Origin of the sequence: Segatella copri, assembly GCF_003465495.1 — a bacterium.
Classification (GTDB): Bacteria; Bacteroidota; Bacteroidia; order Bacteroidales; family Bacteroidaceae; genus Prevotella; species Prevotella copri_G.
The window spans coordinates 61871-87251 of the sequence record NZ_QSAV01000007.1; the positions used below are offsets into that span (position 1 = coordinate 61871).

At 47.9% G+C, this 25381-nt stretch carries 22 protein-coding genes; 8 read left to right on the forward strand and 14 right to left on the reverse strand.

The window, feature by feature from the left end; translation table 11 throughout:
* Positions 1-93 precede the first annotated feature (93 nt).
* Together pssA and DWV53_RS03330 are read right to left on the reverse strand one after the other, a co-directional pair.
* Positions 94-825 (reverse strand): CDP-diacylglycerol--serine O-phosphatidyltransferase, encoded by a 732-nt coding sequence (gene pssA / locus DWV53_RS03325; RefSeq protein ID WP_118151629.1) that lies wholly within the window; start codon positions 823-825, stop codon positions 94-96.
* A gap of 71 nt (positions 826-896) precedes the next feature.
* A complete protein-coding gene (locus DWV53_RS03330) occupies positions 897-1589 on the reverse strand; it encodes a phosphatidylserine decarboxylase family protein (protein ID WP_118066011.1) in 693 nt (230 codons plus the stop codon).
* 165 nt (positions 1590-1754) lie between these two features.
* On the opposite strand from DWV53_RS03330, the gene dnaE reads away from it, so the two are divergent.
* Complete coding sequence (gene dnaE / locus DWV53_RS03335; protein ID WP_118151631.1) at positions 1755-5465, forward strand: DNA polymerase III subunit alpha; 3711 nt, start codon at positions 1755-1757, stop codon at positions 5463-5465.
* 37 nt (positions 5466-5502) lie between these two features.
* Entirely contained in the window at positions 5503-5817 is a 315-nt protein-coding gene (gene trxA, locus DWV53_RS03340) for a thioredoxin (protein WP_118066009.1), read from the forward strand.
* 89 nt (positions 5818-5906) lie between these two features.
* On the opposite strand, the gene tsaE is transcribed toward trxA, so the two are convergent.
* Positions 5907-6317 carry a tRNA (adenosine(37)-N6)-threonylcarbamoyltransferase complex ATPase subunit type 1 TsaE gene (tsaE, locus tag DWV53_RS03345; RefSeq protein WP_022122095.1) on the reverse strand — a complete coding sequence of 137 codons (411 nt, stop codon included), beginning with the start codon at positions 6315-6317 and terminating at the stop codon, positions 5907-5909.
* 43 nt (positions 6318-6360) lie between these two features.
* Entirely contained in the window at positions 6361-7914 is a 1554-nt protein-coding gene (locus DWV53_RS03350) for a bifunctional response regulator/alkaline phosphatase family protein (protein WP_118151632.1), read from the reverse strand.
* 312 nt (positions 7915-8226) lie between these two features.
* Here DWV53_RS03350 and DWV53_RS03355 point away from each other — a divergent pair, with 312 nt between their 5' ends.
* Genes DWV53_RS03355 through DWV53_RS15610 form a run of 3 tightly spaced genes read left to right on the forward strand, consistent with a single transcriptional unit; the run spans position 8227 to position 9341 of the window.
* Complete coding sequence (locus DWV53_RS03355) at positions 8227-8538, forward strand: LysO family transporter (protein ID WP_022122090.1); 312 nt, start codon at positions 8227-8229, stop codon at positions 8536-8538.
* Entirely contained in the window at positions 8535-9137 is a 603-nt protein-coding gene (locus tag DWV53_RS03360) for a lysine exporter LysO family protein (protein WP_118151634.1), read from the forward strand. The genes DWV53_RS03355 and DWV53_RS03360 overlap by 4 nt, the downstream gene beginning before the upstream one ends.
* A 33-nt stretch (positions 9138-9170) precedes the next feature.
* Positions 9171-9341: a hypothetical protein gene (locus DWV53_RS15610; protein ID WP_181992398.1), complete on the forward strand. Its 171-nt coding sequence runs from the start codon at positions 9171-9173 to the stop codon at positions 9339-9341.
* Here the strand turns inward: DWV53_RS15610 and DWV53_RS03365 are convergent.
* The 5 genes from DWV53_RS03365 to DWV53_RS03385 all read right to left on the reverse strand — a co-directional run bounded on the left by DWV53_RS03365 (position 9338) and on the right by DWV53_RS03385 (position 16202).
* Positions 9338-12391, reverse strand: a complete 3054-nt coding sequence (locus DWV53_RS03365; RefSeq protein ID WP_118151636.1) for a tetratricopeptide repeat protein — start codon at positions 12389-12391, stop codon at positions 9338-9340. The genes DWV53_RS15610 and DWV53_RS03365 overlap by 4 nt on opposite strands.
* 47 nt (positions 12392-12438) lie before the next feature.
* A complete protein-coding gene (locus tag DWV53_RS03370) occupies positions 12439-13239 on the reverse strand; it encodes a metal ABC transporter permease (RefSeq protein ID WP_118151638.1) in 801 nt (266 codons plus the stop codon).
* 66 nt (positions 13240-13305) lie between these two features.
* Positions 13306-13689 carry a hypothetical protein gene (locus DWV53_RS03375; RefSeq protein ID WP_117727320.1) on the reverse strand — a complete coding sequence of 128 codons (384 nt, stop codon included), beginning with the start codon at positions 13687-13689 and terminating at the stop codon, positions 13306-13308.
* 13 nt (positions 13690-13702) lie between these two features.
* Complete coding sequence (locus DWV53_RS03380; protein ID WP_118151640.1) at positions 13703-14947, reverse strand: 3-phosphoshikimate 1-carboxyvinyltransferase; 1245 nt, start codon at positions 14945-14947, stop codon at positions 13703-13705.
* Positions 14948-14993: 46 nt separating this feature from the next.
* The gene (locus DWV53_RS03385) at positions 14994-16202 is read right to left on the reverse strand and encodes a zinc-dependent metalloproteinase lipoprotein (protein WP_118151642.1); all 1209 of its coding nucleotides are present in this window, start codon (positions 16200-16202) and stop codon (positions 14994-14996) included.
* A gap of 382 nt (positions 16203-16584) precedes the next feature.
* Between DWV53_RS03385 and DWV53_RS03390 the strand changes: the two genes are divergently transcribed.
* Positions 16585-17091, forward strand: a complete 507-nt coding sequence (locus DWV53_RS03390) for a toxin-antitoxin system YwqK family antitoxin (protein ID WP_022122080.1) — start codon at positions 16585-16587, stop codon at positions 17089-17091.
* Positions 17092-17322: 231 nt separating this feature from the next.
* Here DWV53_RS03390 and DWV53_RS03395 read toward each other — a convergent pair whose 3' ends face one another.
* The 5 genes from DWV53_RS03395 to DWV53_RS03415 all read right to left on the reverse strand — a co-directional run bounded on the left by DWV53_RS03395 (position 17323) and on the right by DWV53_RS03415 (position 22334).
* Positions 17323-18075: an exodeoxyribonuclease III gene (locus DWV53_RS03395; RefSeq protein WP_117695524.1), complete on the reverse strand. Its 753-nt coding sequence runs from the start codon at positions 18073-18075 to the stop codon at positions 17323-17325.
* A gap of 104 nt (positions 18076-18179) precedes the next feature.
* A complete protein-coding gene (folE, locus tag DWV53_RS03400; protein WP_117727317.1) occupies positions 18180-18773 on the reverse strand; it encodes a GTP cyclohydrolase I FolE in 594 nt (197 codons plus the stop codon).
* Positions 18774-18892: 119 nt separating this feature from the next.
* On the reverse strand, positions 18893-19540 hold the full coding sequence (locus DWV53_RS03405; protein WP_117727316.1) for an SPOR domain-containing protein: 648 nt from the start codon (positions 19538-19540) through the stop codon (positions 18893-18895).
* Between the two features lie 143 nt (positions 19541-19683).
* Complete coding sequence (locus tag DWV53_RS03410) at positions 19684-21777, reverse strand: BT_3928 family protein (RefSeq protein WP_118151644.1); 2094 nt, start codon at positions 21775-21777, stop codon at positions 19684-19686.
* Positions 21778-21785: 8 nt separating this feature from the next.
* Positions 21786-22334, reverse strand: coding sequence for a DUF1599 domain-containing protein (locus DWV53_RS03415; RefSeq protein WP_228112588.1), 549 nt, complete (start codon positions 22332-22334; stop codon positions 21786-21788).
* Between the two features lie 193 nt (positions 22335-22527).
* Here DWV53_RS03415 and DWV53_RS03420 point away from each other — a divergent pair, with 193 nt between their 5' ends.
* Both DWV53_RS03420 and DWV53_RS03425 read left to right on the forward strand, forming a co-directional pair.
* Positions 22528-23970 carry a CCA tRNA nucleotidyltransferase gene (locus tag DWV53_RS03420; RefSeq protein WP_118151646.1) on the forward strand — a complete coding sequence of 481 codons (1443 nt, stop codon included), beginning with the start codon at positions 22528-22530 and terminating at the stop codon, positions 23968-23970.
* Positions 23971-24145: 175 nt separating this feature from the next.
* Positions 24146-25357 carry an efflux RND transporter periplasmic adaptor subunit gene (locus DWV53_RS03425; RefSeq protein ID WP_118151648.1) on the forward strand — a complete coding sequence of 404 codons (1212 nt, stop codon included), beginning with the start codon at positions 24146-24148 and terminating at the stop codon, positions 25355-25357.
* The last annotated feature ends 24 nt before the right edge of the window (positions 25358-25381 follow it).

Below are 25381 nucleotides of genomic sequence, written 5' to 3' on the forward strand. Positions count from 1 at the left end.
AAAAAAGCAAATGCGACTGGATTCACATCTAGCCGCATTTTTCAGTTAATAATCTACATAAATACCTAAATATCCCAATAAAGGGGATTTCTTCTATTTCGTCTTCTTCAGATAAATAATCGCCGAGATGATGACGTATGCCACGATGACAAGCCACCAGCCGGTGAGAAAACCGGTCAGACCATCAAGTGCTACCGAAGTAGCGAGAATGATGATGGTGAGCGCGGCAAAGCCATATTTCACCTCATTGCCCTTGAAACCCCACTGCTTGAACTTCAAGGCGAAAAGAGGCATCTCGCAAACCAGCAGATAGCTGGTGATGAGAATCAGAGCCAGAATGATGAATACCGACCATGAATATCCTTCGAGCCAGCTTGGATTGAACACAATCAGCGAACCCCAGAACAGGGCGTTGGCTGGTGTAGGAACACCGATGAAAGAGGTAGTCTGGCGCTCATCAAGATTAAACTTAGCCAGTCGCAATGCCGAGAAGGCTGCGATGATGAAGGCTGCGTAAGGCAGCCATGGGCGCAAAGGCTCCAGAAAACCCGGATATTCCATCACAAAGAGTTGTGAGAATACGATGGTGGCAGGAGCCACACCGAAGGTTACGTCATCAGCCAGCGAATCCAGCTCCTTGCCTATTGGCGATGAAACGTGCAGCAGGCGGGCGCTCATGCCGTCAAAGAAGTCGAATACGGCTCCGATGATAATCCATAACAATGCCATCTTTGGGTTCCCGCCGAAGGCAAACGATGTTGCGATGCAGCCCGAAACCAGGTTGCAGCAGGTTATCGTGTTTGGAATATGATTCTTGATACTCATTTCTTTACAGTATATTATGATAGAGTGAAAGCCGGAAGTAAGTTCCGGCTTGCTTTCTATCTGTCAATATGTTATTTCAATTTAGCGATGATGGTCTGGTCGCCCGTAGTTGACTGTCCCATCTTTACGCATACTTCTGTACCTACAGGCAGGTAGACATCCACGCGTGAACCCAGCTTGATGAATCCCAGGTGTTCGTCGATGAAGCATTCTTCCCCTTCCTTGGCATAGGTTACGATGCGGCGTGCTACTGCACCGGCAATCTGTCGGCAGAGTACATCCACTCCCTCAGGTGTGGTAATCATCACGTCGGCATGCTCGTTTTCCTCGCTAGCCTTAGGCAGCCATGCCTTGTGGTAGTTGCCGTCCACATGCTTCACGAATTTCACCTTACCATCCACCGGGAACCAGTTGGCATGAACATTCCAGAGGCTCATGAAGATGGAAATCATCAGGCGGCGGTCACCGAAGTAGGGAGCATTCTCCACCTCTTCTATCACCACAATCTTTCCGTCGGCTGGTGCTACTACCAGTTTCGAAGTATCCTCTACGTTGAGGTATCTGACAGGACAACGGTAGAAGTTGAGCACGATACCATATACCGTACCGAACACAACAACAAAAGCCCAGAACGGAATCTTGTTGTCTAAGGTTGTCCACAATATAGCCGCAATGGCTACTAACGCTATCGCTCCGGTAACCAGCTGATCGGTACCTTCGCGGTGCAATCTTATCTTTTTTAATTTCTTTATTTTCTGTCCCATATATTAGGATTAAGTTTTTATTGGTGCAAAGGTACGTCATTTTTATCACTTTTGCAAATTTTTTGTGGGTTTCTTTTACCTTTTTCAATATTTTCGCATATTTCTTTTGGCTTTTTCAATATTTCGCCGTAACTTTGTTGTCAAAATTCGAATTTTAAACAGATAATGGAAGATTTTGTTCATTTGCATGTACACACCCAATACTCCATCCTCGACGGCCAGTCGAAGATACCGCATCTGGTAGATAAGGCCATCAAGGACGGCATGAAGGGTATGGCGGTAACCGACCACGGTGTGATGTTCGGCATCAAGGAACTCACCGACTATTGCGGCAAGATTAATAAAGACCGCAAGAAGGAGGGACTCGAACCTTTCAAGCCTATCATAGGCTGCGAGATGTATGTGGCACGCCGAACCAAAGCCGACCGAGAGAAGGATAAGGGCGATATGAGCGGTTATCACCTCATTGTACTTGCCAAGAATTATAATGGATACAAGAACCTCATCAAGCTGGTGAGCAATTCGTGGGTGGATGGTTACTACATGCGCCCACGAACCGACCGTGCCGATCTGGAGAAGTATCACGAAGACCTCATCGTCTGTTCGGCATGTATTGCAGGCGAGGTGCCATCCAAGATTCTGCATGGTGACCTGGAAGGAGCCCGCGAGGCTTGCCAGTGGTACCATAACCTCTTTGGCGATGATTACTATCTCGAGCTCCAGCGCCATAAAGTGCCCGATGATCCAAGTCTGCTTGCCAACCGCGAGGCTTACGAGTTGCAGCAGCGTGCCAACAAGGAACTCATCAAGATGGCAAGGGAGTTTAACATCAAGCTGGTGTGCACCAACGACTGCCACTTCGAGGATAAGGAAACTGCCGAGGCCCACGACCATCTGCTCTGTATCGCTACCGGCAAGGATCTCGACGACCCTAACCGTATGCGCTATTCCAAGCAGGAATGGTTCAAGACCCGCCAGGAGATGAACGAGGTGTTCTCGGATATCCCCGAAGCGCTTTCCAATACCCTCGAAGTATTGGATAAGGTAGAAATCTACAGCATCGACCATGGTCCTATCATGCCTTTCTTCCCGATTCCGGAGAGTTTCGGTACCGAGGAGCAGTTGCGCCAGAAGGTATCAGAAGAAGACCTCTACAAGGAGTTTACCTCTGATGAGAACGGCAAGAACCCACTGCCACCTGAGGAAGGTCAGAAGGTAATCGACCGATTGGGCGGTTACGATAAGATATACCGTATCAAGTTTGAGGCAGAATATCTGCGCCACCTTGCCTACGAGGGAGCCAAAAAGCTTTATGGCGACCCGCTGCCCGAGAATGTAGACGAGCACGTAAACTTCGAGCTCCACGTGATGAAGACCATGGGTTTCCCGGGCTACTTCCTTATCGTGTCTGACTTCATCAGGGCGGCTCGTGAGGAACTCGGCGTGATGGTGGGACCTGGACGTGGATCTGCGGCAGGTTCGGTGGTGGCATACTGTTTGGGAATCACCAAGATTGACCCATTGAAGTATGACCTCCTGTTTGAGCGTTTCCTGAATCCAGACCGTGTGAACCTTCCGGATATTGATACCGACTTTGATGATGACGGCCGAGGCAAGGTGCTGAGATGGGTAATGGATAAGTACGGTCATGAGAACTGTGCCCATATCATTACCTACGGTTCCATGGCGACGAAGAACTCCATCAAGGATGTGGCGCGTGTAGAGAAGTTGCCGTTGGATAAGGCGAATGCACTCTGCAAGGCTATCCCAGACCGTTTGCCTGACGGTGCCAAGATGAACCTGACCAATGCCATCAAATATACCCCAGAGCTGCGCGAGGCAGAGTTCTCCAACGATCCCCGCGAGAGCAATACCATCAAGTATGCCAAGATGCTCGAGGGAACCATCCGAGGCACGGGTATCCATGCCTGCGGATTCATCATCTGCCGCGACCCTATCAGCAACTGGGTGCCTGTATCTACTGCCGATGACCCTGATTTCCCGGGACTGAAGACGGCGGTAACGCAGTACGACGGCCATGTCATCGAGACCACCGGTCTGATTAAAATGGACTTCCTGGGCTTGAAGACCCTCTCCGAGATGAAGGAGGCATGCAAGGTTATCAAGCAGACTACGGGCGATGTCGTTGACCTCGATACCATCCCTATCGATGACGAGCTGACCTATCAGCTCTATCAGCGCGGTCAGACCATCGGAACCTTCCAGTTCGAGTCGCCGGGTATGCAGAAGTATCTCCGTGAACTGAAGCCTACGGTATTCGAGGACCTCATCGCCATGAATGCCCTCTACCGTCCGGGACCTATGGATTATATCCCTGACTTTATTGCCCGCAAGAACGGCAAGCAGGCGATTACCTACGATATCCCGTGTATGGAGAAGTATCTGAAGGATACCTACGGCATCACGGTCTATCAGGAGCAGGTGATGCTTCTTTCCCGTCAGTTGGCGAGCTTCACCCGAGGCGAGTCAGATGCCCTGCGTAAGGCGATGGGTAAGAAGAAAAAGGCTATCGTAGATGCGATGAAGCCTAAGTTTATCAAGCAGGGACAGGAGAACGGCCACGACCCGAAGGTGCTGGAGAAGATATGGGGCGACTGGGAGAAGTTTGCTTCCTACGCCTTCAACAAGTCTCATGCCACCTGTTATTCATGGGTAGCTTACCAGACTGCCTATCTCAAGGCGCACTATCCTGCCGAATACATGGCGGCGCTGATGACCCGACGTTTTGCACAGATTACCGAAATCACCAAGCTGATGGAGGAGTGCCAGTCGATGGGCATCAAGACCTTGGGTCCGGATGTGAACGAGAGTTACCGCGTGTTCGGTGTGAACGAGCATGGAGAGATACGTTTCGGTCTTTCAGCCATAAAGGGTATGGGTGCTCCGGCAGCCGATGCCATCGTGGCAGAGCGACTGAAGAACGGACCTTATAAAACCATCTTCGATTTTGCCGAGCGTGTAGATTACTCCAGCGTGAACCGCAAGGCTTTCGAAACCTTGGCGCTGAGTGGCGGTTTCGACAGTTTCGGCATCCGTCGCGAGCAGTTCTTCGGCAAGAACAACAAGGGCGAAACCTTCCTCGATACGCTGGTGCGCTACGGTCAGCTCTTCCAGCAGGAACAGCACGAGGCTGCCAACTCACTCTTTGGCGGTACCGAGGCGATAGAGATAGCTACGCCGCCTATTCCTGATGCAGAGAGCTGGAGCACCATCGAACGTCTGAACCGTGAGCGCGAGCTTGTGGGCATCTATCTTTCTGCCCATCCGCTCGATGAGTACAGCATCATCCTTAATTCCCTCTGCAATACCCATTGCTCTGAACTGGGCGACAAGCAGGAGCTGGCAAAGAAGGAGGATGTGGTGCTGGGCGGTATCATTACGGGTGTGAAGTCGAAGTTTACCAAGACGGGCAAGCCGTGCGGTTTCGTTACGCTCGAAGACTTTGAGGGTTCAGGCGAGCTGGCTCTCTTTGGCGAGGACTGGGGCAAGTGGCGCGGCATCATGGTTGAAGGCAGCACCATCTACATCACCGCCAAGTGCGTTTCCCGTTACGGCAATGCCAACTATCTCGATTTCCAGATAGGCAATGTAGAGTATCTGCAGACGGTCAAGGAGAACCGCATCGACCGCTTCACCATCAATGTGGAGAGTGATGCGATAGATGAAACGATGGTCAGCGACCTGCAGACTATTCTGGAGAATGACGAGGGCAAGGCGCAGCTCTTTTTCCAGATACATGATGTAGACAGCAATACCTATCTGCTGATGCGTGCCCGTGAGCATACGGTAGGCGTGGGTCATGCCCTCATCCAGTATATCGAGCAGCATCCTAAGATGAGCTATCAGATTAATTAGAGATAATTTTAGTTTTAATATAAAAAGGTATAGAAAAATGGAAGTAACAATTACAACCGAGAATTTCGAGAGCTACAAGAATGGCGAACTGCCATTGGTAGTAGATTTGTGGGCAACATGGTGCGGTCCTTGCCGCCAGATTGCTCCTATCGTATCAGAACTTGCTGAGGAGTTTGACGGCAAGTTGGTAGTAGGCAAGTGTGATGTAGAGGAGAACGACGACATCGCTATGGAGTTTGGTGTTCGTAATATCCCTACCATCCTCTTCTTCAAGGGTGGCCAGCTGGTAGACAAGTTTGTTGGCGCAGCCTCTAAGGCAACCCTTACCGAGAAGTTCCAGGCTCTCCTGTAATCAGCCCGGATAGGAAATGATAAAAGCATCTGGCTTGAGAAAATATATTCTCAGCCAGATGCTTTTTTTTGTTCGGGGCTGTCGGTGGCTTACCATTCTACGCTTCTTGTTCCGTCTTCTTCTACGGTGATAGTCACTTTGGTGCAGTCTTCCGGCAGCAGTTCTTCTATCAGTTCCGGCCACTCCAGGAAACAGAGGTTGCCGCTGTAGAAATAATCTTCGTAGCCCATATCGTATACCTCATCGAGTTTCTTGATGCGGTAGAAATCGAAGTGGTAGACAGGTGAGCCGTCGCCCGCTGTATATTCGTTTACGAGGGCGAAGGTAGGAGATGTGATGACATCTTCTACGCCCAGTTCTTCGCAAATGGCTTTTACAAATGTTGTCTTTCCGGCTCCCATCTTGCCATAGAAGGCAAAGACCTTGCCGTCGCCCATGTTCTGCAGAAATTCCTTGGCTGCTTCATGGATCGTGTCTAATGAGTCAATTTTTATCTTCATATATGTTTTCTATAAACTGTTAACTATCAACGATTAACTGACATTACCTTTTTCTCGGTGTCAGCGTGATGAGCGGTATGAGCATTTCCTCCATCGAGATGCCGCCGTGCTGGAAGGTATCCTTGTAGTATTGCACATAATAGTTGTAATTATTCGGATAGGCGAAGAAACTGTCGCCCGTGGCAAATACATACGAGGTACTCAGGTTAGGTGCCGGCAACTGGGCACGCTGAGGCTCCTTGATGGTGAACACTTCCTTGCTCTGGTAAGCCAGATTCTTGCCCAGCTTGTAGCGCAGGTTGGTGTTCGTATTACGGTCGCCTACTATCTTGATAGGTTTCGATGCCCTGATGCTGCCGTGGTCGGTGGTGAGCACTACCTGGTAATCGCTCTGCGAAAGGAGCTTGAAGAGCTCGGAGAGAACCGAATGGCGGAGCCAGCTCTGCGTGATGCTGCGGTAGGCACTCTCGTTGTTGGCAAGCTCGCGCACCATCTTAGATTCGGTACGCGCGTGAGAGAGCATGTCGATGAAGTTAATCACCAGCACGTTCAAATCGTAGTTGCGGCACTCGTTGTAGTGCTCCAGGAAGCGGTCGGCACCCTGCGAATCGTTCACCTTGTGATAACTGAAGGTATAGTGCTTTCTGAATCGCTCTATCTGGGTCTGTATCAGCGGCGCCTCGTTGAGGTTCTTGCCTTCCTCCTCGTCCTCATCTACCCAGAGGTCAGGGAACATTTCGGCTATCTTGTTCGGCATCAGGCCGCTGAAGATGGCGTTGCGCGCATATTGCGTGGCGGTAGGAAGGATGCTCATGTAGAGCTGCTCGTCGATGTCGAACTGGTCGCCGATGTCTTCAGCCAGCATGCGCCACTGGTCATAGCGGAAGTTATCTATCACAATCAGAAACACCTTCTTGCCCTCATCGAGCAGCGGGAATATCTTGCGCTTGAAGATGTCGGGACTCATCAGATGGCGGTCTCTGTTGTCGGGACTCACCCAGTCAAGATAGTTCTTGGCTATGTATTTGGCGAAACCCTGGTTAGCCTCTTCCTTCTGCATGCCCAGCATCTCTGCCATCGGACTTGCCGTATCGCTCAGCTTCAGTTCCCAGCTTACCAGTCGCCTGTAAATCTCCATCCAGTCTTCCGCACTTCTGCATTCCATCATCTGCATGGCTATCTGCTGGTAGTCCTGCTGGTATCCGCTCTGCGTCACCTCCGCCACGATGTCTTTGCGGTGGATGTTCTTCTTGAGCGAGAGCAGAATCTGGTTCGGGTTTACGGGTTTGATCAGATAGTCGGCTATCTTTGAACCGATTGCCTGGTCCATAATGTTTTCTTCTTCGCTCTTGGTGCACATCACTACCGGTGTGGCAGGCTGGATGTCCTTGATGCGTAGCAGGGTTTCCAGTCCGCTGAGTCCCGGCATCATCTCATCGAGCAGGATGAGGTCGAAGGTTTGCTGGCGGCAAAGTTCAATGGCATCAGGGCCGTTGCTTACCGTCTGCACCTCGTATCCTTTCTTTTCCAGAAAGATGATGTGTGCCTTGAGAAGTTCTATCTCGTCGTCTATCCAAAGTAATAGTCCGTTGCTCATATTTTATATCCTTTTTCTTTTCGGGGTGCTAAAGTACAAAGAAAAATGGAATGAGGAGCACGACTTCGTGTTAAAGAGAGTTAATGATGAAGATTCTTTGGTACTTTTTATGAGAACGTTTGTATTACCTTGTGACAAAACCTAAAAACATAGGTTAATTAAAACTTATTTGTATAACTAAACATAAGCATTATGATCAGACGCAATTACTTGAAAAGTTTGTCTATTAAGCAATAATACGATCGGGAATCCGTTTTTTATGGTAAGGTAATTCATAAAAACGAACAATAAAAAGAAGAAAAACAAGAAACAATGCTTAAGATAGTAATGATTATGCTATGCGGAATAGGTACCGGCTATCTGCTCCGCAACAAGAAAATGAGTTTTATCGGCCGTATCATCACGGCGCTGATATGGGTACTCCTGTTCCTGCTCGGTATCGAGGTAGGTTCTAACCCTCGTATCATCAGCGGTCTTCAGACCCTGGGACTTGAGGCGATAGCCCTGACCTTGGGAGGCAGTCTGGGTAGTGCGCTCTTTGCTTGGGCATTGTGGAAGTATGTTACAGCAAAGCAGGCTAAATCGTCGGCTCACGCTGAAACCGGGAAAGGAGGCAAGGCATGAAAGGCAGTTTGATTATCGTAAGCTTCTTTGTTCTGGGTATCATCGTAGGCTTGTGTGATGTGATTCCGGCAGGTCTTCTGGATAGCGACGTGAGCTATTATGCACTCTGCTGCCTGATGTTCTGCGTAGGTATCAGCATCGGTTGCGATACCTCTGTGCTGAAGAGTTTCAAGAAGGTGAATCCCCGTCTGATGATGCTCCCTGTGATGACCATTTTGGGTACGCTGGCAGGTTGTGCCGCCGTATCTCTCATCTTGAGCCACCGCCAGTTTACCGATTGTCTGGCTATAGGTTCAGGATTCGGATATTACTCTCTTTCGAGTATCTTCATCACCGAATACAGGGGCGCCGAACTGGGAACCATCGCCCTTCTTGCCAACATCTGCCGCGAGATTCTCACCCTGCTGTGTGCTCCGCTGTTGGCAAAATACTTCGGCAAACTGGCACCTATCAGTGTAGGTGGAGCTACGACCATGGATACAACGTTGCCTATCATCACCCGATATTCGGGCGAGAGTTTCATCATCGTTTCCATCTTCCATGGCTTCTGTGTCGACTTTTCTGTACCCTTCCTGGTTACCTTCTTCTGTTCTTTGTAGAAATAACTAAAAGCAGTTTTAAACCAAACCCGTATGAGACATATTTTCAGTTCATTCATGATATGTCTGAGCCTGTGCTGTGCCCATACCTCAGTAGCCCTTGCGGCTCAGAGCGGCTTTACGCTGTCTGCCTCTTCCAGCGTGCTTCGGTTGTTACAGAGCCATACGAAGGTATCTTCCATGATTTCTTCGGCATTCCACTAAAATCCATCTAAATCATATTCTTCGCTGTCCAAATCCAGACTGTCGTCGTTGTCGTAAGCTGTCTTTGGTGCTTTTTCTTCCTTTATATCCGCATCGGTTTCTTGGAATCCGGTTGTTCCGCTTTCGGCAGTTCCGGTTTCTTCTTCATTTTCTTCTGAATCATCAGTCTTTTCCTGCTGGATGATTTCCTCCGGTTCTTCAAGCAGTGGGTCCTTGCTGATTTTCAGCGGTGCCAGATGCTGGGTATAGAAGAGGGTATAGTCGTCGTAGCTCAGACTGGTGCCCAGCAGCAGGAGGTTTGGCTCGCTGATTACGATGCCTCGGGCTCCCTTTGAGAGGAGCTGGGTGATGGCCTGATGCTGGTAGATGTCGTTGGCATACTGGCGTGCTTCATCGTAATTGCGGAAGCCCTTTACCTGCATGCGGTGCAGACCATTCTGCTCGTCAATGACGAGGTCGAAATTGCGAACGAGATAGGAGGTGAAATTATATTTCGCCATCTCGAAGAGCAACTGGTTCTCGTTTACAGAATCGGGAACGTAGGCTAGCATGAAGACGAACGGCTCGTTGCGCTCAATGCTGAATACCTTTGCTTTGGATTTGACATCATCATTGAGTACGGCGTTGCGGCGCGACCATACATTGCTCAGGTCGAATGTGCCACCCTTGAGTTGTCTCCCGGCTTTCACTCCGTTGAGAATCATTCCCGCCATTTCACTGAGTCGGCTGTTCGGATATTTCTCTACCACCTGCTGCATATCATCAAGACAAGCCTGGATATTACCCTCGTGGAGCTGGGTGAGTCCGCCGATAAAGAGGAACTTGTCGCGGTTGGCTCCTTCAGGATAGCGCTTGTCAGAGATAGCCCTGTTGTGTACCACCTTATTATATAGGTTAGCCTTGAAAGCATCGTAGGTGGCAGCATAGAGCGAATCTTCGAGATGAATGCCCATCTTCGCATCTTCCTCATAATAAGGAGAGGTGAGCAGGGCGGTCCATTGACTCTCCGGATAATTCGCTTTCAACAGGTCGAGATAGCGGCTGGCGATGGCTGGCTGCTTCCGGATGTTGTAGAGCAGGTAGAGGTGATAGTAGGCATCATCGAGATGTTCGTATGCAGCGTTCTTCTTCACCAGTCGCTGCAGCATGCGTTCGCTTTCGTCCAGATCATTGAGTTTGTCTTTCAGAATGATGCCGGCATGCAGCAGTCCGTCGTCCAGAATCTGATTGCTTTCTGCCATCTTCTCTTCGGTAAGCGGAATCTGAGCGAGATAGTAGGCGCGCTGATGCGGATCTTCTTCTGCACTCAGGTTCTTCTCTTTCTCCTTCTCAAGGTCTTTCTTCTGTGCCTCGTTGAGGAGTGAATCGCGCTGCTCGTCGGTCATTTCTTCTACACCTTTGGCATCGGCTACTACGGTCTGGTTGCTCCGCTGCCAATTGTCTATGTTCTTTCGTTTGCCCCAGAGGCGTTCAAACTGCTGTTTGCCTTGGGCTACGGCAGATTGGGAGTAGAAATACCAGGTATTGGTGTTGCCGAAACCGCCGTTGCCCTGGGCTCCGTTTCCGAAGCCGGATGAGGCATTGCTGTTTCCCTGATTCCTGTTATTTCTGCTGTTATTATTGCCGTTGTTTCTTCCGAAGTCAGAGTTGCCCTGCTGTTCTGCCAATTCCTGGTCGGCAAGTCTTCTCTTTTCTTCCTTTTCCTGCTTTTTCAGGGCATCTATCACCTTGTCAATGGCGACATTCCGTTCTGTTTCGCTCATGCGGGCAAGCGATTGCAGGGAGTCCTGCAGATGGATGGCGTCGGTATAAGGCACCAGTTCGTCGAGAACCTTCGAACGGTCGGAGAGCTGTTTGTAGTCTTTACGGTCCTGGTCTAGGAGTCCGATGGCTGCATCATAGCATCGCTTGGCATCGCCATAACGGTGGCATTGCCAGTATACATTGCCCAGATGCAGCAGCAATACACCTTTCTCAACTCCGTTTCGGCTTGATTTCGCGGCACCTTTTTCGTATGCAGCAATAGCCTGAAGGGTATCGCCCTGGTTGAGATGTATGTTACCGATGGCATAATAAACCTGGTCGAGATATTCCTGATTCTTGTCGCTCGCAGCCATTCGCTTCAATTTCGATACCATCTTCCGGGAGTTGTTGGTTGCCAATACCTCGGTCATGGAGATGCGGGCATTGAACTCCAGTTCGTAAGGCGGATTGAGACGGATGACATGCTTGAAGGCACGGTAGGCATTCTGGGCATGTCCCTGTTGTGCTTCTACCTGTCCCATCAGATACCAGAGGCGGGCTTTCTGCTTGCGTCGCATCTCATAGCCGATGGCTTTGCGGAGATACGGAACGGCCTCCTGATAGCGTCCGGTCTTCAGATAGTAGAGGGCATAGGTCTTGTCCCATTCCTTCTGGGCACGCCAGTGGATGGAGTCGCGCTCGATATTACGGATTACATCTTCGGCATCGTATATCCATCCCGATTCGAGATAACTCTTGGCGAGCCAGGCACGTGCCTTGCCGTAAATGCCGGGTTGGGTGGCGTAGAGGCGGCTCATATAGGCGAAAGTGGCTGCTGCCGACTGGAAATCGCCTTCAAAAAACTGGGAACGGCCCATCAGCATCCATGCCTTCCAGAGGAACGGATTATATTCACGGCGCTGCAGCCATTCCAGGTCTTTGGCAGTCTTGCGGCGTTTCTTGTCCCATACCGGGCGGCGCTTGATGCTATGCTGGTGAATGGCTTTCTCGCATTTCTCGATGGCTCGGTCGTAGTTCGACTTGCCCAGTTCGCGGCTGTTCTTGTTGCCTACAGTATAATAAGGAATCATTTCAGAGTAATTGTCCTTATTTCCGTTTTCCTTTTCGAGCGAGCCTTCGATATAGGCTACGGTACCATTATAATAGGTGTTGTATCGGGCGTTGAAGGCATGCCACCATCTGCTCTTCGCCGTATTCTTCTGCGCAGAGCATCCTGCCATGGTCATTGCAAAGGCAAGGACAACCATAGCTGGCAAGAAGTTTCTGAATGGGAAATGCTTCAACATAAGTTTCTTCTTTATTTAAAATTTTTCTTTCAGAGCGTGTGAAAGCCTTAGTGCTTTCTGGCTGCCAGTATCCTTGCTGCTGCAAACAGGATGATGCTGACGAAGATGATGGTTGCACCTGATGGCACATTGAGCAGATAACTGGCATAGAGGCCCACGATGCAGTCGATGCAGCCTATCACGATGCTGGCTCCTATCATGCGCTTGTAGCTGTAGGTGAAGAGGTTGGCTGTCATCTGTGGTATGGTGAGCAGACTGATGGCGAGTACGATGCCCACCATCTTGATGGTTGCCACGATGGTCATGGCGATGAGCGTCATCATCATATATTCTATTGCTGTAACCGGCAGATGTTGCGATTTGGCAAAGGTGCTGTCGAATGCGATGGTCTGGATAGGACGCAGCAGAAAGGTGAACAGTATTGCAACAAACAGGGTAAGACCTGCCAGAAGCCAGAGGTCTGTGCTGTCGATGGCAAGTATACTTCCGAAGAGGAAAGAGGGCAGGTCGGGCATGAATCCCGGAGTAAGGAAACAGCAGATGATGCCCACGCTCATGCCAAGGGTCCAGAACATGGCGATGGCAGAGTCTTTGCGCACATCTTTCTTCCGTGATACCCATTGCACGCCGAAGGCACTCAAAATGGCGAATACCATGGCAGAGAGTATGGGGTTGATGCCTGCAAATACGCCGATACCGATGCCGCCAAAAGAGGCATGCGTAATGCCACCGCTGATGAAAACCAGCCGGCGTGTGACGATGTAGGTGCCTACAAAGCCGCACAGGATGCTTGCCAGTAGGGCGCCAATCAGCGCGTTCTGAAAAAATGTATATTGCAGTATATCCATGTCTTTACTTTGAACTTAAAACTTTGAACTTTGCACATTGCATGTTACGCATTGCGCATAGCATGTTTAACTTAAAAAACTGATGACTTCGTCCTTTATCTGGTTAGGCAGGTTGATGCCTCTCAGTATCAGACTTCGGTTCCATCCCGCCACTTCGTCCGGCTGCATCGTATAGAGCACTTCCGAGAATTCCTCTACCTCCTCATCGGTATAGTCGTCGGCAGCTCTTCCTGCAAACCGGTCGAGTTCTTCGTCATCGTAGTATTCTATTTCCTTGGTGGCGGCTTCCATCATGCATTCCTGTTCGCATTTGGAGTTCTCTCCGTTGCAGGTATTGCATGAAACTCCTTCCTGCAAAGGTTCTTCATCCTCTCCCTTGCGATGAGAGATGATGCCGAAAATGGCGCTTATCAAGCCTAGGACCACCAGGGCCAAAACTAAATATAGCATAAACTGTTAACTATTAACTTTTAACTATTTCAAATTCCACCTTTTTCAGGTCTTCCCAATAATGAGGATAGGATTTGCTCACCACCTCAGGATTGTTGATTTCAATCTGAGGGAACTTGAAGGCAAGAGGGGCGAAGGCAAGTGCCATGCGATGGTCCTCGTAGGTGTCAATAGGCTCGAAACTAGGCTCGCAGGTCTCGCCATCCCAAATCAGCGTGTTATCGTTCTCGTCATAAATCACGTAACCCACCTTCTTCAGTTCCTTCTTCAATGCCTCGATGCGGTCGGTCTCCTTGATCTTGAGACTGGCAAGGCCGGTGAACTTAAACTTTACGCCCAGGGCACAGCAGGCTACAACGATGGTCTGTGCTAGGTCTGGAGAACCGCTGAAATCGTAGTCGAAACGAGGCAAGAGACAGCGCTGGACTTTCAACTTGACAGGAGAAAGAACATCACGGTTCTCAAATTCTGATTTCACGCCCAGCAGACTGAAGATGTATTTCACGACAGAATCGCCCTGCTTGGAACTGTCGAACAGCCCTTCAAGTCTTACCTCAGAATCAGGGTTTCCGTTCAGCGCCATCATTTCATACCAGTAAGAAGAAGCGCTCCAGTCATTCTCGATGGTGTAATCGGCTACGCAGCTGTAAGGCTGTGGCTTTACGGTGATGGTATCCACATCGGTCCATTCTGCACTGGCTCCGAAGTTCTGCATCGTCCACAGCGTGAGGTCGATGTAAGGACGTGATGCTATCTCGCCCGTCAGTTTCAGTTCCAGACCATTTTTCAGGATAGGACCAATCATCAGCAGTGCCGAGATATACTGCGAACTGATGTTTCCCACCACTTCGAGATGTCCGCCTTCCAATGGCTTACCTACGATGTGGAGTGGAGGATAGCCCTCTTTCTTTTCATACTGTATATCAGCTCCGAGGTAGCGCAGGGCATCTACCAGAATAGCAATAGGGCGGTTCTGCATGCGCTCTGTACCTGTAATGGTATGCTCGCCCGGTGTAGCAGAAAGATAGGCGGTCATAAAGCGCATGGCGGTACCGGCAGCCTTGATGTTGATGACATCAGGCATATCGCGCAGTGCCGCAATGATGACTTCTGTATCATCGCAATCGCTCAGGTTGCGGGGCTGCAACTTGCATCCCGCCATGGCATTAATTACCAATGCACGGTTGCTGATACTCTTGGAAGCTGGCAAGTTGATACTTGCATTGAGTTGGCGTGGAGCCTTGATTGTATATTTCATTTTCTTCTTGTTTCTATTTCTTTTAATACTCTTTTTTCTGATTTTGCTATTTCTCAGCCTTCAGTATCCGGATGTCCTTGACGCTGACAGCCTTCTCCTTGGCATATCGGATTGGGAGGTCATCTTCTGTTTCCGGTATCTCATCCCATGCTCGGGTTCTCGGACGAATCTTCTTCGGACCCGGTATCAGGGGCGAATAATACAGAACCTGGCGGATGCGGTTTGCCTGTTCTGGGGTGAATCGCATGCTGTAACAGATGCTGTAGTCCATCAGATTGTCTGACTGCCATTCCTCATTCTTGCTGTTGGTGCGTTTGGCAAGCTCTTTCATGCTGAGCGTGGTATCCTTCTTGATGGCTTGTGCTTTACTGACATATTCTGTCAGCCATTTGCCGTATGCTATTCGGTTGTAGCTCGATGTATCATCGCAATGGTCTGAGTCGTCATCATCATCGGCAGCCTCTGATTTGTCTTTCACTGTCTTTTCTGAGAAACAGTGGAAGAGACCCAGATAATGCCCCAGTTCGTGGGCCAGCGTAGCATTCGGGTCGGTTGTATTGTAGGTATATCCCTTATGATTCTTATCTGTAGTATACCGGGTTCCTTCATTCTCCTTTCCCACATAGATAGAATTGAGCGAAACGCAATACGGAAATTTGCCAGGTTTGCTCAGCGGATAGTTCTTGCCATTGCTCAAACCATCTATCTGTGGATAGCCGCCTACCTGATAAGGCAGATGACTGATGCCCAGCGTGGTGCTGTTTTCATCGGTCTTCTTGAAGGCATATACCATCACATTGATGTAGTTGTTCTGGTCCCAGCAGTACTGTACATACTTCTTGTCCTTCATGAAACTCTCGCAGTCGAACTCCGATTCTGGAACCTTGATATATTCCACACCTGGTGTACTGAGTCTCTTGCCGCTCTCATTCTTCTCAGCCAGTTCGAACTGGATATGCAGGTTCTCGCTCGGGATGGTATCCATCTGATAGTTGTATACATCACCCTGATAAAGTTCGTTCACGTTGGAGAGAATCTCCTTGAGGCGGGTATATTTGATGTATTGCGTGGTGTTACTGTAGAAGACATGGAAGATGACAGGCAGATGATAGACATAATCATCGCCTGTAATGATATCTGTGTCACGGTCTTGTCCGTGGGATATGATAGGGTCGCCGATAGAGCCTTCGGTATCCTTGCATGATGCAAAGCTGAGGACGGTGAGGGCGATCATGAAATAAAGAATTTTTCTCATGCGCGTACCTTATATTATATATTTTCGTGCAAAAATACAAAAATAAAAGAAGATAGGCGAGAAATATCCTGAAAAAGTTTCTCAAAATGCCAAAAAAATTGTGCTTTTATCTTCTTGATGTATGTCAATTCAGTAACATTTTGTAAACTTGACCCCATGAAAATAGCGTTTTGTAAGGTATGTCTTCGTGCAATATGCTAAATTTTAGGCTATGAAATTGCAAATTGTAAGCTTGTGTGCGTTCAAAATCAAAAAGTATTACTTGCTCAAAAAATAAGATAAAATAGCGTTAAGGAATTATGAATTTTTCGGAAATCGTTGTATCTTTGCACCAGAAAAAAGAAACAAAGACAATTACAATAACATCCTAAAAATAAACGATATGAAACGAATGATATTATTCTCATTGATGGCTTTGATGACCATAGCAGCTTTCGGTCGTAAGCACGTAGAGAATGCAACAGTTGTAGCTGACACTATTTTCTATGCAGAAAATATGAGCAATGTAACCAGTGCAGATCAGGCTAGTTATTACAGACTGCTGATGACTACTGGTTCAGGCCTTAACAAGAAGGACGTTTTCCAGGACTTCTATATGAACGGTAATCTCCGTGCTGAAGGTGGTTATAGTTTTATCGACCTCGGCAACGATCGCAATACTATCTTTAATGGTGAGGTTACTACCTATTATAAGAATGGTAAGGAGAAGTGGCATGGCAACTATGTCAATGGTAAGCGCGAAGGCTACTTCACACTCCAGCTCCGTGAAGGCGGTGTAGCTGTCGTTCAGTTCAAGAATGGCAAGTCTGTTCACGATTACTTCATGGTAACTTACAAGGACGGTTCTTCTGAGAAGAGAAATCTCTCTGAGTTGAAGCAGTTCATGTAATCAGAAATAAGCAACTATGTAGTTTTGTTACTTCATTGAATTAGAAAAAAATCTCTCTTATATAAATTAAAATTTTATGTTGATATGACCAATATGGGGATGGCTTCCGTGAGGAAGGTGCATCCCCTTTTTTTATGACCTATATTTACCAATAATAAGAAGAGGGTGAATCATAAACTTATGATTCACCCTCTTCTTATTATTCTTATTGATGTTGGCTGAAAGATAGGATTAGAACGTTAAATCTACTTCTACCGGGCAATGGTCGCTGCCCATGATTTCAGTATGGATCTTAGCTTCTGTAATCTGTTCCTTGATACGGTCGGAGACTAGGAAGTAGTCGATACGCCAACCGGCATTCTTCTCGCGCGCCTTGAACCGGTATGACCACCACGAATAGGTTACCTCATCAGGGTGGAGATAACGGAAGCTGTCGGTGAAGCCATCGTTCAGAAGAACGGTCATCTTTTCGCGCTCCTCATCGGTGAAACCGGCATTGCGGCGGTTGGTCTTCGGATTCTTGATATCTATCTCTTCGTGTGCTACATTCAGATCGCCGCAGATGACGACTGGTTTCTTGGCATCAAGAGATTTCAGGAACTTGCGGAAATCGTCTTCCCAGGTCATGCGATAATCCAGGCGCTTGAGCTCTGTCTGAGAATTTGGGGTGTAGCAGGTAACGAGATAGAACTGGTCATATTCTAGCGTGATGATTCTGCCTTCATGATCATGTTCCTCTACGCCCATGCCATAACTTACGTTTAATGGCTTGTGCTTGGTATAAATGGCTGTACCAGAGTATCCTTTTTTCTCAGCGTAGTTCCAATAACTCTCGTAGCCCTCAAACTGAAGGTCGAGCTGTCCCTCCTGCATCTTTGTTTCCTGCAGGCAGAAGAAGTCGGCATCGAGTTCCTTAAACTGGTTCTCGAAGTCCTTGCCTACGCAAGCGCGCAGGCCATTTACATTCCAAGATATAAACTTCATCTTTTGTAATAATGTTGAATGTTGAATGTTGAATGTTGAATTGCCAGTTGCTATGGCGTATGCCTAATTCAACATTCAACATTCAACATTCAACATTTATATAATTAAATTCTCTTCGTTTCTCCTCTCAGCAGACTCATAAACTCCTGGCGGGTGTTCAGTGAATTGAAGACTCCGCTGTAGTCGCTGGTGGTGGTTATGGAATTCTGTTTCTCTACACCTCGCATCTGCATGCACATGTGCTTGGCTTCTATCACTACCATCACGCCCTGCGGATTCAATGTTTCCTGAATACAGTCTTTAATCTGCTGGGTAAGACGCTCCTGTACCTGGAGACGATGGCTGTAGATATCAACCACACGGGCTATCTTGCTCAGACCGGTAATCTTGCCGTTCGGGATATAGGCAACATGCACCTTGCCATAGAAAGGAAGCATGTGGTGCTCGCACATCGAGAAGAAATCAATATCTTTCACGATGACCATCTGGTTGTATTTCTCTTCGAAGAGGGCATCGGTCAATACCTTGTGTGCATCCTGTGTATAGCCACGAGTCAGTATCTGCATAGCCTTGGCTACTCGCATCGGTGTTTTTACAAGTCCTTCACGTTCAGGGTCTTCTCCCAAGAGCTTTAATACTTCTGTATAGTGTTCTGCGAGTTCGTCCAATCCCTCGCGAAATTCTGTTTCTGGATTCATCTTATTTACTTTGAACTTTGAATTTTGAACTTTGAACTTTATGAATAGTAAAGCTGTTGAATTGGCTTTCCCTTCGGCCGCCGAACGTTGTTTCTTCACTATTCACTTTTCACTTTAATTTAATACTGCACGGTAATCTGTCCCTTTACAAGGCATGCCTGTCTGTATCCCAGGGAGCGAACCTTGGCAAGCATCTTCTGGGCTTCAGCTAAACTGCGGAAGTTGCCCATTCGGCAAATCCATCTTGGAGAGTAGAAATGAACATAAACCGGCTGCTCAGGGAAATGAACTTTCAGCTGATTGCCAGTCTGTTCTGCTTTCAGGCGGTCGTTACGCGAATTGCCGCCAGCGAAAGCCTGTACTCTATATCCTGTAACCTTATAGCTCTTGCGCATCACTTTCTTGCGCATATCCACTACAGGTGTCTCTGTTTCTTCTTTTTTGTTCTCTGCCTTTTGGGCATTGTTCACGTGGGCATTCTCTCGGTTTGCCTCATGATGCTGTGGCTCAGTCTTCTTCAGGGAATCAGGACCCTGCTTGTGCTGAGTTTCAGGCTCTTTTTCTTTTTTCTGTGGGGTAGTCTTAGTCTTGTCGTCTTGTGGAATCACTTGTTTGCCGTTTACCAGTTCATCAATCGCCTTACTTTGGTTCACGGTTACAACACCCTTTCCCGGTTCCTTCTTTTTGAGATGGTCCAGGTAGTTCTGCGCATTAGCTGTGAATGTTGAGCAGAGGATCATAATCAATAATGTGACGAATTGTTTCATGACTATTCCTTTTATGTTTGTCGTCTTGTTTTAAAACAGCACCTTATTCTTGGATCTCTATATATAATAAGGTGTAATGAAGAATGAAGGGATGCGCTTCACGAAGAAGGCATCCCTTCGGGAAATGTAATATCCTTATGAGATTACTTCTTCCAAGCGTCGATGATACCCTTGAAATCAGCAGCCTTCAAAGAAGCACCACCGATCAAACCACCGTCGATGTTTGGCTTAGCGAAGAGCTCAGGAGCGTTGCTAGCCTTGCAGCTACCACCGTAGAGGATTGATGTATCCTCAGCAGCCTCGTTGCCATACTTCTCTGCTACGATAGAGCGGATGTATGCCAACATCTCTTCAGCCTGGTCAGAAGTAGCAGTCTTACCTGTACCGATAGCCCAGATTGGCTCGTAAGCAAGGATGATGTTCTTCCAAGCGTCAGCGCTCAAGTGGAATACTGAACCTTCCAACTCAGCCTTTACTACCTCGTTCTGCTTCTCAGCCTCACGCTCCTCGAGAGTCTCACCGCAGCAGAAGATAACCTTCAAACCGTTAGCCAAAGCCAACTCTACCTTCTCCTTCAAGATCTCTGCAGTCTCGCCATAGTACTGACGACGCTCTGAGTGACCGAGGATAACATACTGAGCACCTGTGCTCTTTACCATCTCAGCTGAAACCTCACCTGTGAAAGCACCCTTAGCCTTGTCTGCGCAGTTCTCAGCACCGAGACCTACTACCTTTGAATCCAAAACCTGAGCTACAGAAGCCAAGTGGATGAATGGAGTACAGATGATTACGTCACAGTTTGGTTTGTCAGCTACCAATGCCTCGTTGATCTCCTTAGCGAGAGCAACACCGTCCTGCAGGTTCATGTTCATTTTCCAGTTACCTGCTACAATTTTCTTTCTCATTTTTCTTTTCTTTTTAAAAGTTGATAATATTCTGTTCGAATTCTCTTTCTTTCTGATCCAGGCGCCCCAAGCCCAGAGCCGGTCGGCAATGGTGAGGAGTACCAGTGGAATGATGAACCAGGAGATGATGCCGGCTATCTTCTTGGCGGCACTTACTTCCGGCATCTTGCCTATCTCGGTCTTCTCCAGTGGCTTGTCGCCGATTTCTGCCATGTCAGGCAAATCGTTGTGGCTCCATTTCTGGATGATGGTTCCGTTCTTCAGCAGAAGAAGACCTGGGTTGCTGCGGATTACCGTCTTCAGCGTAGTCTCGTCTGTGACATAGAAGGGATATTCTGCTCCTGTTATGTCCTGCCAGTGCTTGATGGCTTTCTCCGTACTTGCTGTGAGGCAGAGAAAACGGTAGCCATGGTCGTTGGCATATTCGTAAATCTCATCGATATTGCCGAAGTTGCTGTCATCGGCAAATTCAAGATGTGGCGAAACCAGGAGGAAGGTGTAGCCTTTATCGTGAATCACTTCTTGGGTGATGTCTTCTCCCGTCTTGGCATCAGCTATGCTGAAGTCGTGGATTGGAGGTACGTAACCTTCTTCGGTCTGAACCGTCTTGCTGTCGATGAAAGTCCAGGTGGAGTCTGGATAGTTGTCTATCGTAAACTCCTTCCGTTCTCCGTTCTTCTCCAGGATGAAGGTGGTATCAAACTTGGGTTGCTTGGCTCCCTTCGGAATCTCCATGCCCTTGGCGATGTTGACACCTATATGATAAGGCCGGAAGTCGAATTGCGGAAGATACCACAGACTCCAGATACTCATCACGATGGAGAAGAGGAAGGTGTAGTTGATCACCACCCACTGGGTCTGTCTCGAGATGAGTCTCTGCATCTCCAGCGGCTTTCTCCAAAGCAGGACGGCGAATATCAGGAGGATGATGTTCTTGATGAATGTCTCCATATTGGTGAGCACTACGGCATCACCGAAGCATCCGCAATCCTTTACTGGGTCTGCGATAACGATCCACAGGGTAATCAGCGTCATCACGCTCATCACGGCAAGGGTGATCTTGCTCATCAGTCTCCGTCGGATGGCGAAGAGGAGGAAGATACCGATGGCAAACTCTGCAGTGGCTAGTAATACCGACATCACCAGGGTGCTCCATGAAGGGAACATCCAGTCGATGTGCAGCGCCTCCAGATAGTCGGTTATCTTGTATTGCGTGCCTAATGGGTCAATTCCCTTCACAAATCCTGAGAAAATGAAGGTTATTGCCATCAGCAGTCGCCCGATATTGACCGCTATCTTTGTTAATATGTGAGTTGCCTTATTCTTCATCATTTATATTTTTACTTCTCGCTCATTTTGATGGCACCGAAGACGGCATAGTTGATGATGTCCATATAGTTGGCATCAATACCTTCAGAAACGAGGGTAGCGCCTGCGATGTCTTCAATTTCCTTTACGCGCTGAATCTTGGTCAGGATGAAGTCTGTATAACTGCTGACTCTCATTGAGCGCCATGCTTCATCATAGTCATGGTTCTTCCTGAGCATCAGTTCCAGTGCCTCCTTTGCATGGAGGTCGTATAGTTTCATAGCCTCTTCGGGTGTCATATCCACCTCATCCACGAAAGGCTTTTCGAGCTGGATGAGTCCTATGATACCATAATTGATAAGGGCAATGAACTCCGGACGGATACCTTCGCCAACCAGAGATTCTTTCTTGATTTCGAGCGAGCGGATGCGCTTCGCCTTGATATAGAGCTGGTCTGTCAGAGAAGAAGGGCGCAAGATTCTCCAAGAGGCTCCATAATCATGAAGCTTCTTCTCAAATAATGTCCTGCATTCACTCATGACATCCTTAAACTGCTGTTCTGTTTTCAATAAATCTGCCATAATAATTTCGAAATTCGGTGCAAATTTACGCATTTATTATGAAATAGCCAAATAATTATTTTGTTTTTCGCTTAAATTGCAGTAACTTTTGATAAGTTACGCGGCATCTCAACAATTAAAACAAAAAAAATCTTTTTTTATTTTGTATTGTCTTCGATTTGCAGTAACTTTGCACCCCGAAAGTAAAAAGAGTATGAGAAATTTGACCAATGCCGAACTGGCACAGATACTGGATAAGGATATATTTCATAAGATTTCAGAGGCAGCAGATGGGCTGTCTGTGGAGTGTTATGTAGTAGGTGGATATGTGCGTGACCTCTTCCTGGAGCGACCTTCCAATGATATTGATGTCGTTGTGGTTGGTAGCGGTATAGAGGTAGCTTCTGCCTTGAAGAAGATGCTCGGAAGAAAGGCGCATCTCTCTGTGTTCCGTAATTTCGGAACTGCACAAGTGAAATATCAGGATACAGAAGTGGAGTTTGTCGGCGCCCGTAAGGAGAGCTATCAGCGCGATTCCAGAAAGCCTATTGTGGAAGATGGAACGCTGAAGGATGACCAGAACCGCCGCGACTTCACCATCAATGCGATGGCTATCTGCCTGAACAAAGACCGTTTTGGAGAACTCGTAGATCCTTTTGATGGTGTCTACGATATGGAAGATGGCATTATTGCCACTCCGCTCGACCCGGATATCACTTTTTCTGATGACCCGCTGCGTATGATGCGTTGCGTGCGTTTCGCTACCCAACTCAATTTCCAGATAGAGGAGGAGACCTATGATGCGCTCTCCCGCAATGCCGAGCGCCTGAAGATTATCAGTGCTGAGCGAATCTGCGACGAGATGAACAAGATTATGCTCTCTAAGCACCCAAGCAGCGGTTTCTATTACCTGAAAGATACCGGTCTGCTCGATCTCATTCTGCCAGAACTGGTTGCGATGGACAAGGTGGAAACCCGTAACGGCAGGGCACATAAGAATAATTACGACCATACGATGGAGGTGCTCGAGAATGTGTGCAAGCATTCAGATAACCTCTGGCTCCGCTGGGCTGCTCTCTTCCACGACATCGGTAAACCGAAGAGCAAGCGCTGGGACAACAATATCGGCTGGACATTCCACAGTCATAATATAATAGGTGCAAAGATGATTCCGGGTATCTTCCGCCGTATGAAACTTCCGATGGATGCGAAGATGAAGTATGTGCAGAAGCTGGTAGAACTCCACATGCGTCCGATTGTGATTGCTGATGAGGAGGTTACCGACAGTGCCGTACGCCGCCTGCTGAATGATGCCGGCGATGACATCAACGACCTGATGACGCTCTGCGAGGCTGATATTACCAGCAAGAACCAGGTGCGCAAGCAGCGTTTTCTGGATAATTTCAAGATGGTGCGCGAGAAACTGGTTGATCTGCAGGAACGTGATTATAAGCGACTTCTCCAGCCATGCATCGATGGTAATGAGATTATGGAGATGTTCCATCTTACCCCTTGCCGCGAGGTAGGCACCCTGAAGCAGTATCTCAAGGATGCTGTATTGGATAATAAGGTGGCTAATGAGCGTGAACCGTTGATGGAACTTCTGATGAAGAAGGCTCAGGAGATGGGATTGGTAAATGCAGAAAACTCAAAATAGAGAATAATTTTTGTTAAATAACGGCTCCTAGCGAGCCGTTATTCATTTATTATTAGTACTTTTGCAGCGCTTTTAAAACTTAAAGGCGCATAAAAGTTTTCGTTAGAGGACGGAAAGAACTTTTGAATAAGAGAAGATAAAAGATTAAATAATAAATTATAATATAAAAATAGGTATGAAAATTAAAAGCGTTTTGTTTGTTGCAGCAGTTTGTGTTCTTGCTGCGTTGACATCATGTGGTGGAAGTAAGAAGGGCGGTCTGCCTGACTTCAGCGATGATGAGTTCGCTGTGGCTACTATCGGTACTTCCAGCGCCGCATTGCAGACTACCTATCCTGCTACCATCAAGGGTATCCAGGATGTAGAGGTACGTCCTAAGGTTTCTGGTTTTATCACTAAGGTTTTTGTACACGAGGGACAGACTGTATCAGCAGGTCAGGCTTTGTTCTCTATTGATAGCGAGACCTATCAGGCTGCTGTCCGTTCTGCAGCTGCTGCTGTAAATACAGCTAAGGCACAGGCTAATACAGCCAAGTTGACCTATCAGAACAATAAGAAATTGTATGATAGCAAGATTATCGGTGAATTTGAACTCTCTACAGCAGCTAACAGCTATGCAACAGCTAAGGCTCAGGTAGCTCAGGCAGAGGCAGCATTGGCTTCAGCCCGCGAGCAGTTGACTTGGTGTACCGTTACCAGCCCTTCTGCCGGTGTTGTAGGTAGCCTTCCTTTTAAGGTTGGTGCTTTGGTCAGCGCTTCTGGTCAGGCTTTGACTACAGTTTCCAACATCAGCACCATGGAGGTGTTCTTCTCACTCTCTGAGTCTCAGATCTTGAGCATGTCTAAGACCAATGGTAGCGTTCAGGCTGCTATCGCTGCGTTCCCAGCTGTTAAGTTGCAGTTGGCAGACGGTTCTATCTATAATCATCCAGGTAAGGTAGTCAAGATGAGTGGTGTCATCGATGCTACTTCTGGTTCTATCTCTCTCATCGCTCACTTCGCTAACCCAGAGAAGTTGCTGAAGAGTGGTGGTGCAGGTTCTATCGTGGTTCCTAACGATCATAACAGCGCTATCGTCATCCCTCAGGAGGCTTGTTCTCAGGTTCAGGATAAGATTTTCGTTTACATCGTAACCAAGGATAACAAGGTGAAGTATTCTGAGATCAAGGTAAATCCACAGGATGATGGCAAGAACTATATCGTAACTTCTGGTCTCCATGTAGGCGACCGCATCGTATTGAAGGGTATCACCAAGTTGACCGATGGTCAGCAGATCAAGCCTATCACTCTGGAGCGTTACAATCAGAAGATTGCTGAGGCTGCCAAGTTGGCTGAGTCTCAGGATAACGCTCATGCCTTCGCTACTGCTATGGGCGGAAAGAAGTAATATATAATAAGGTATAAAGAAAAA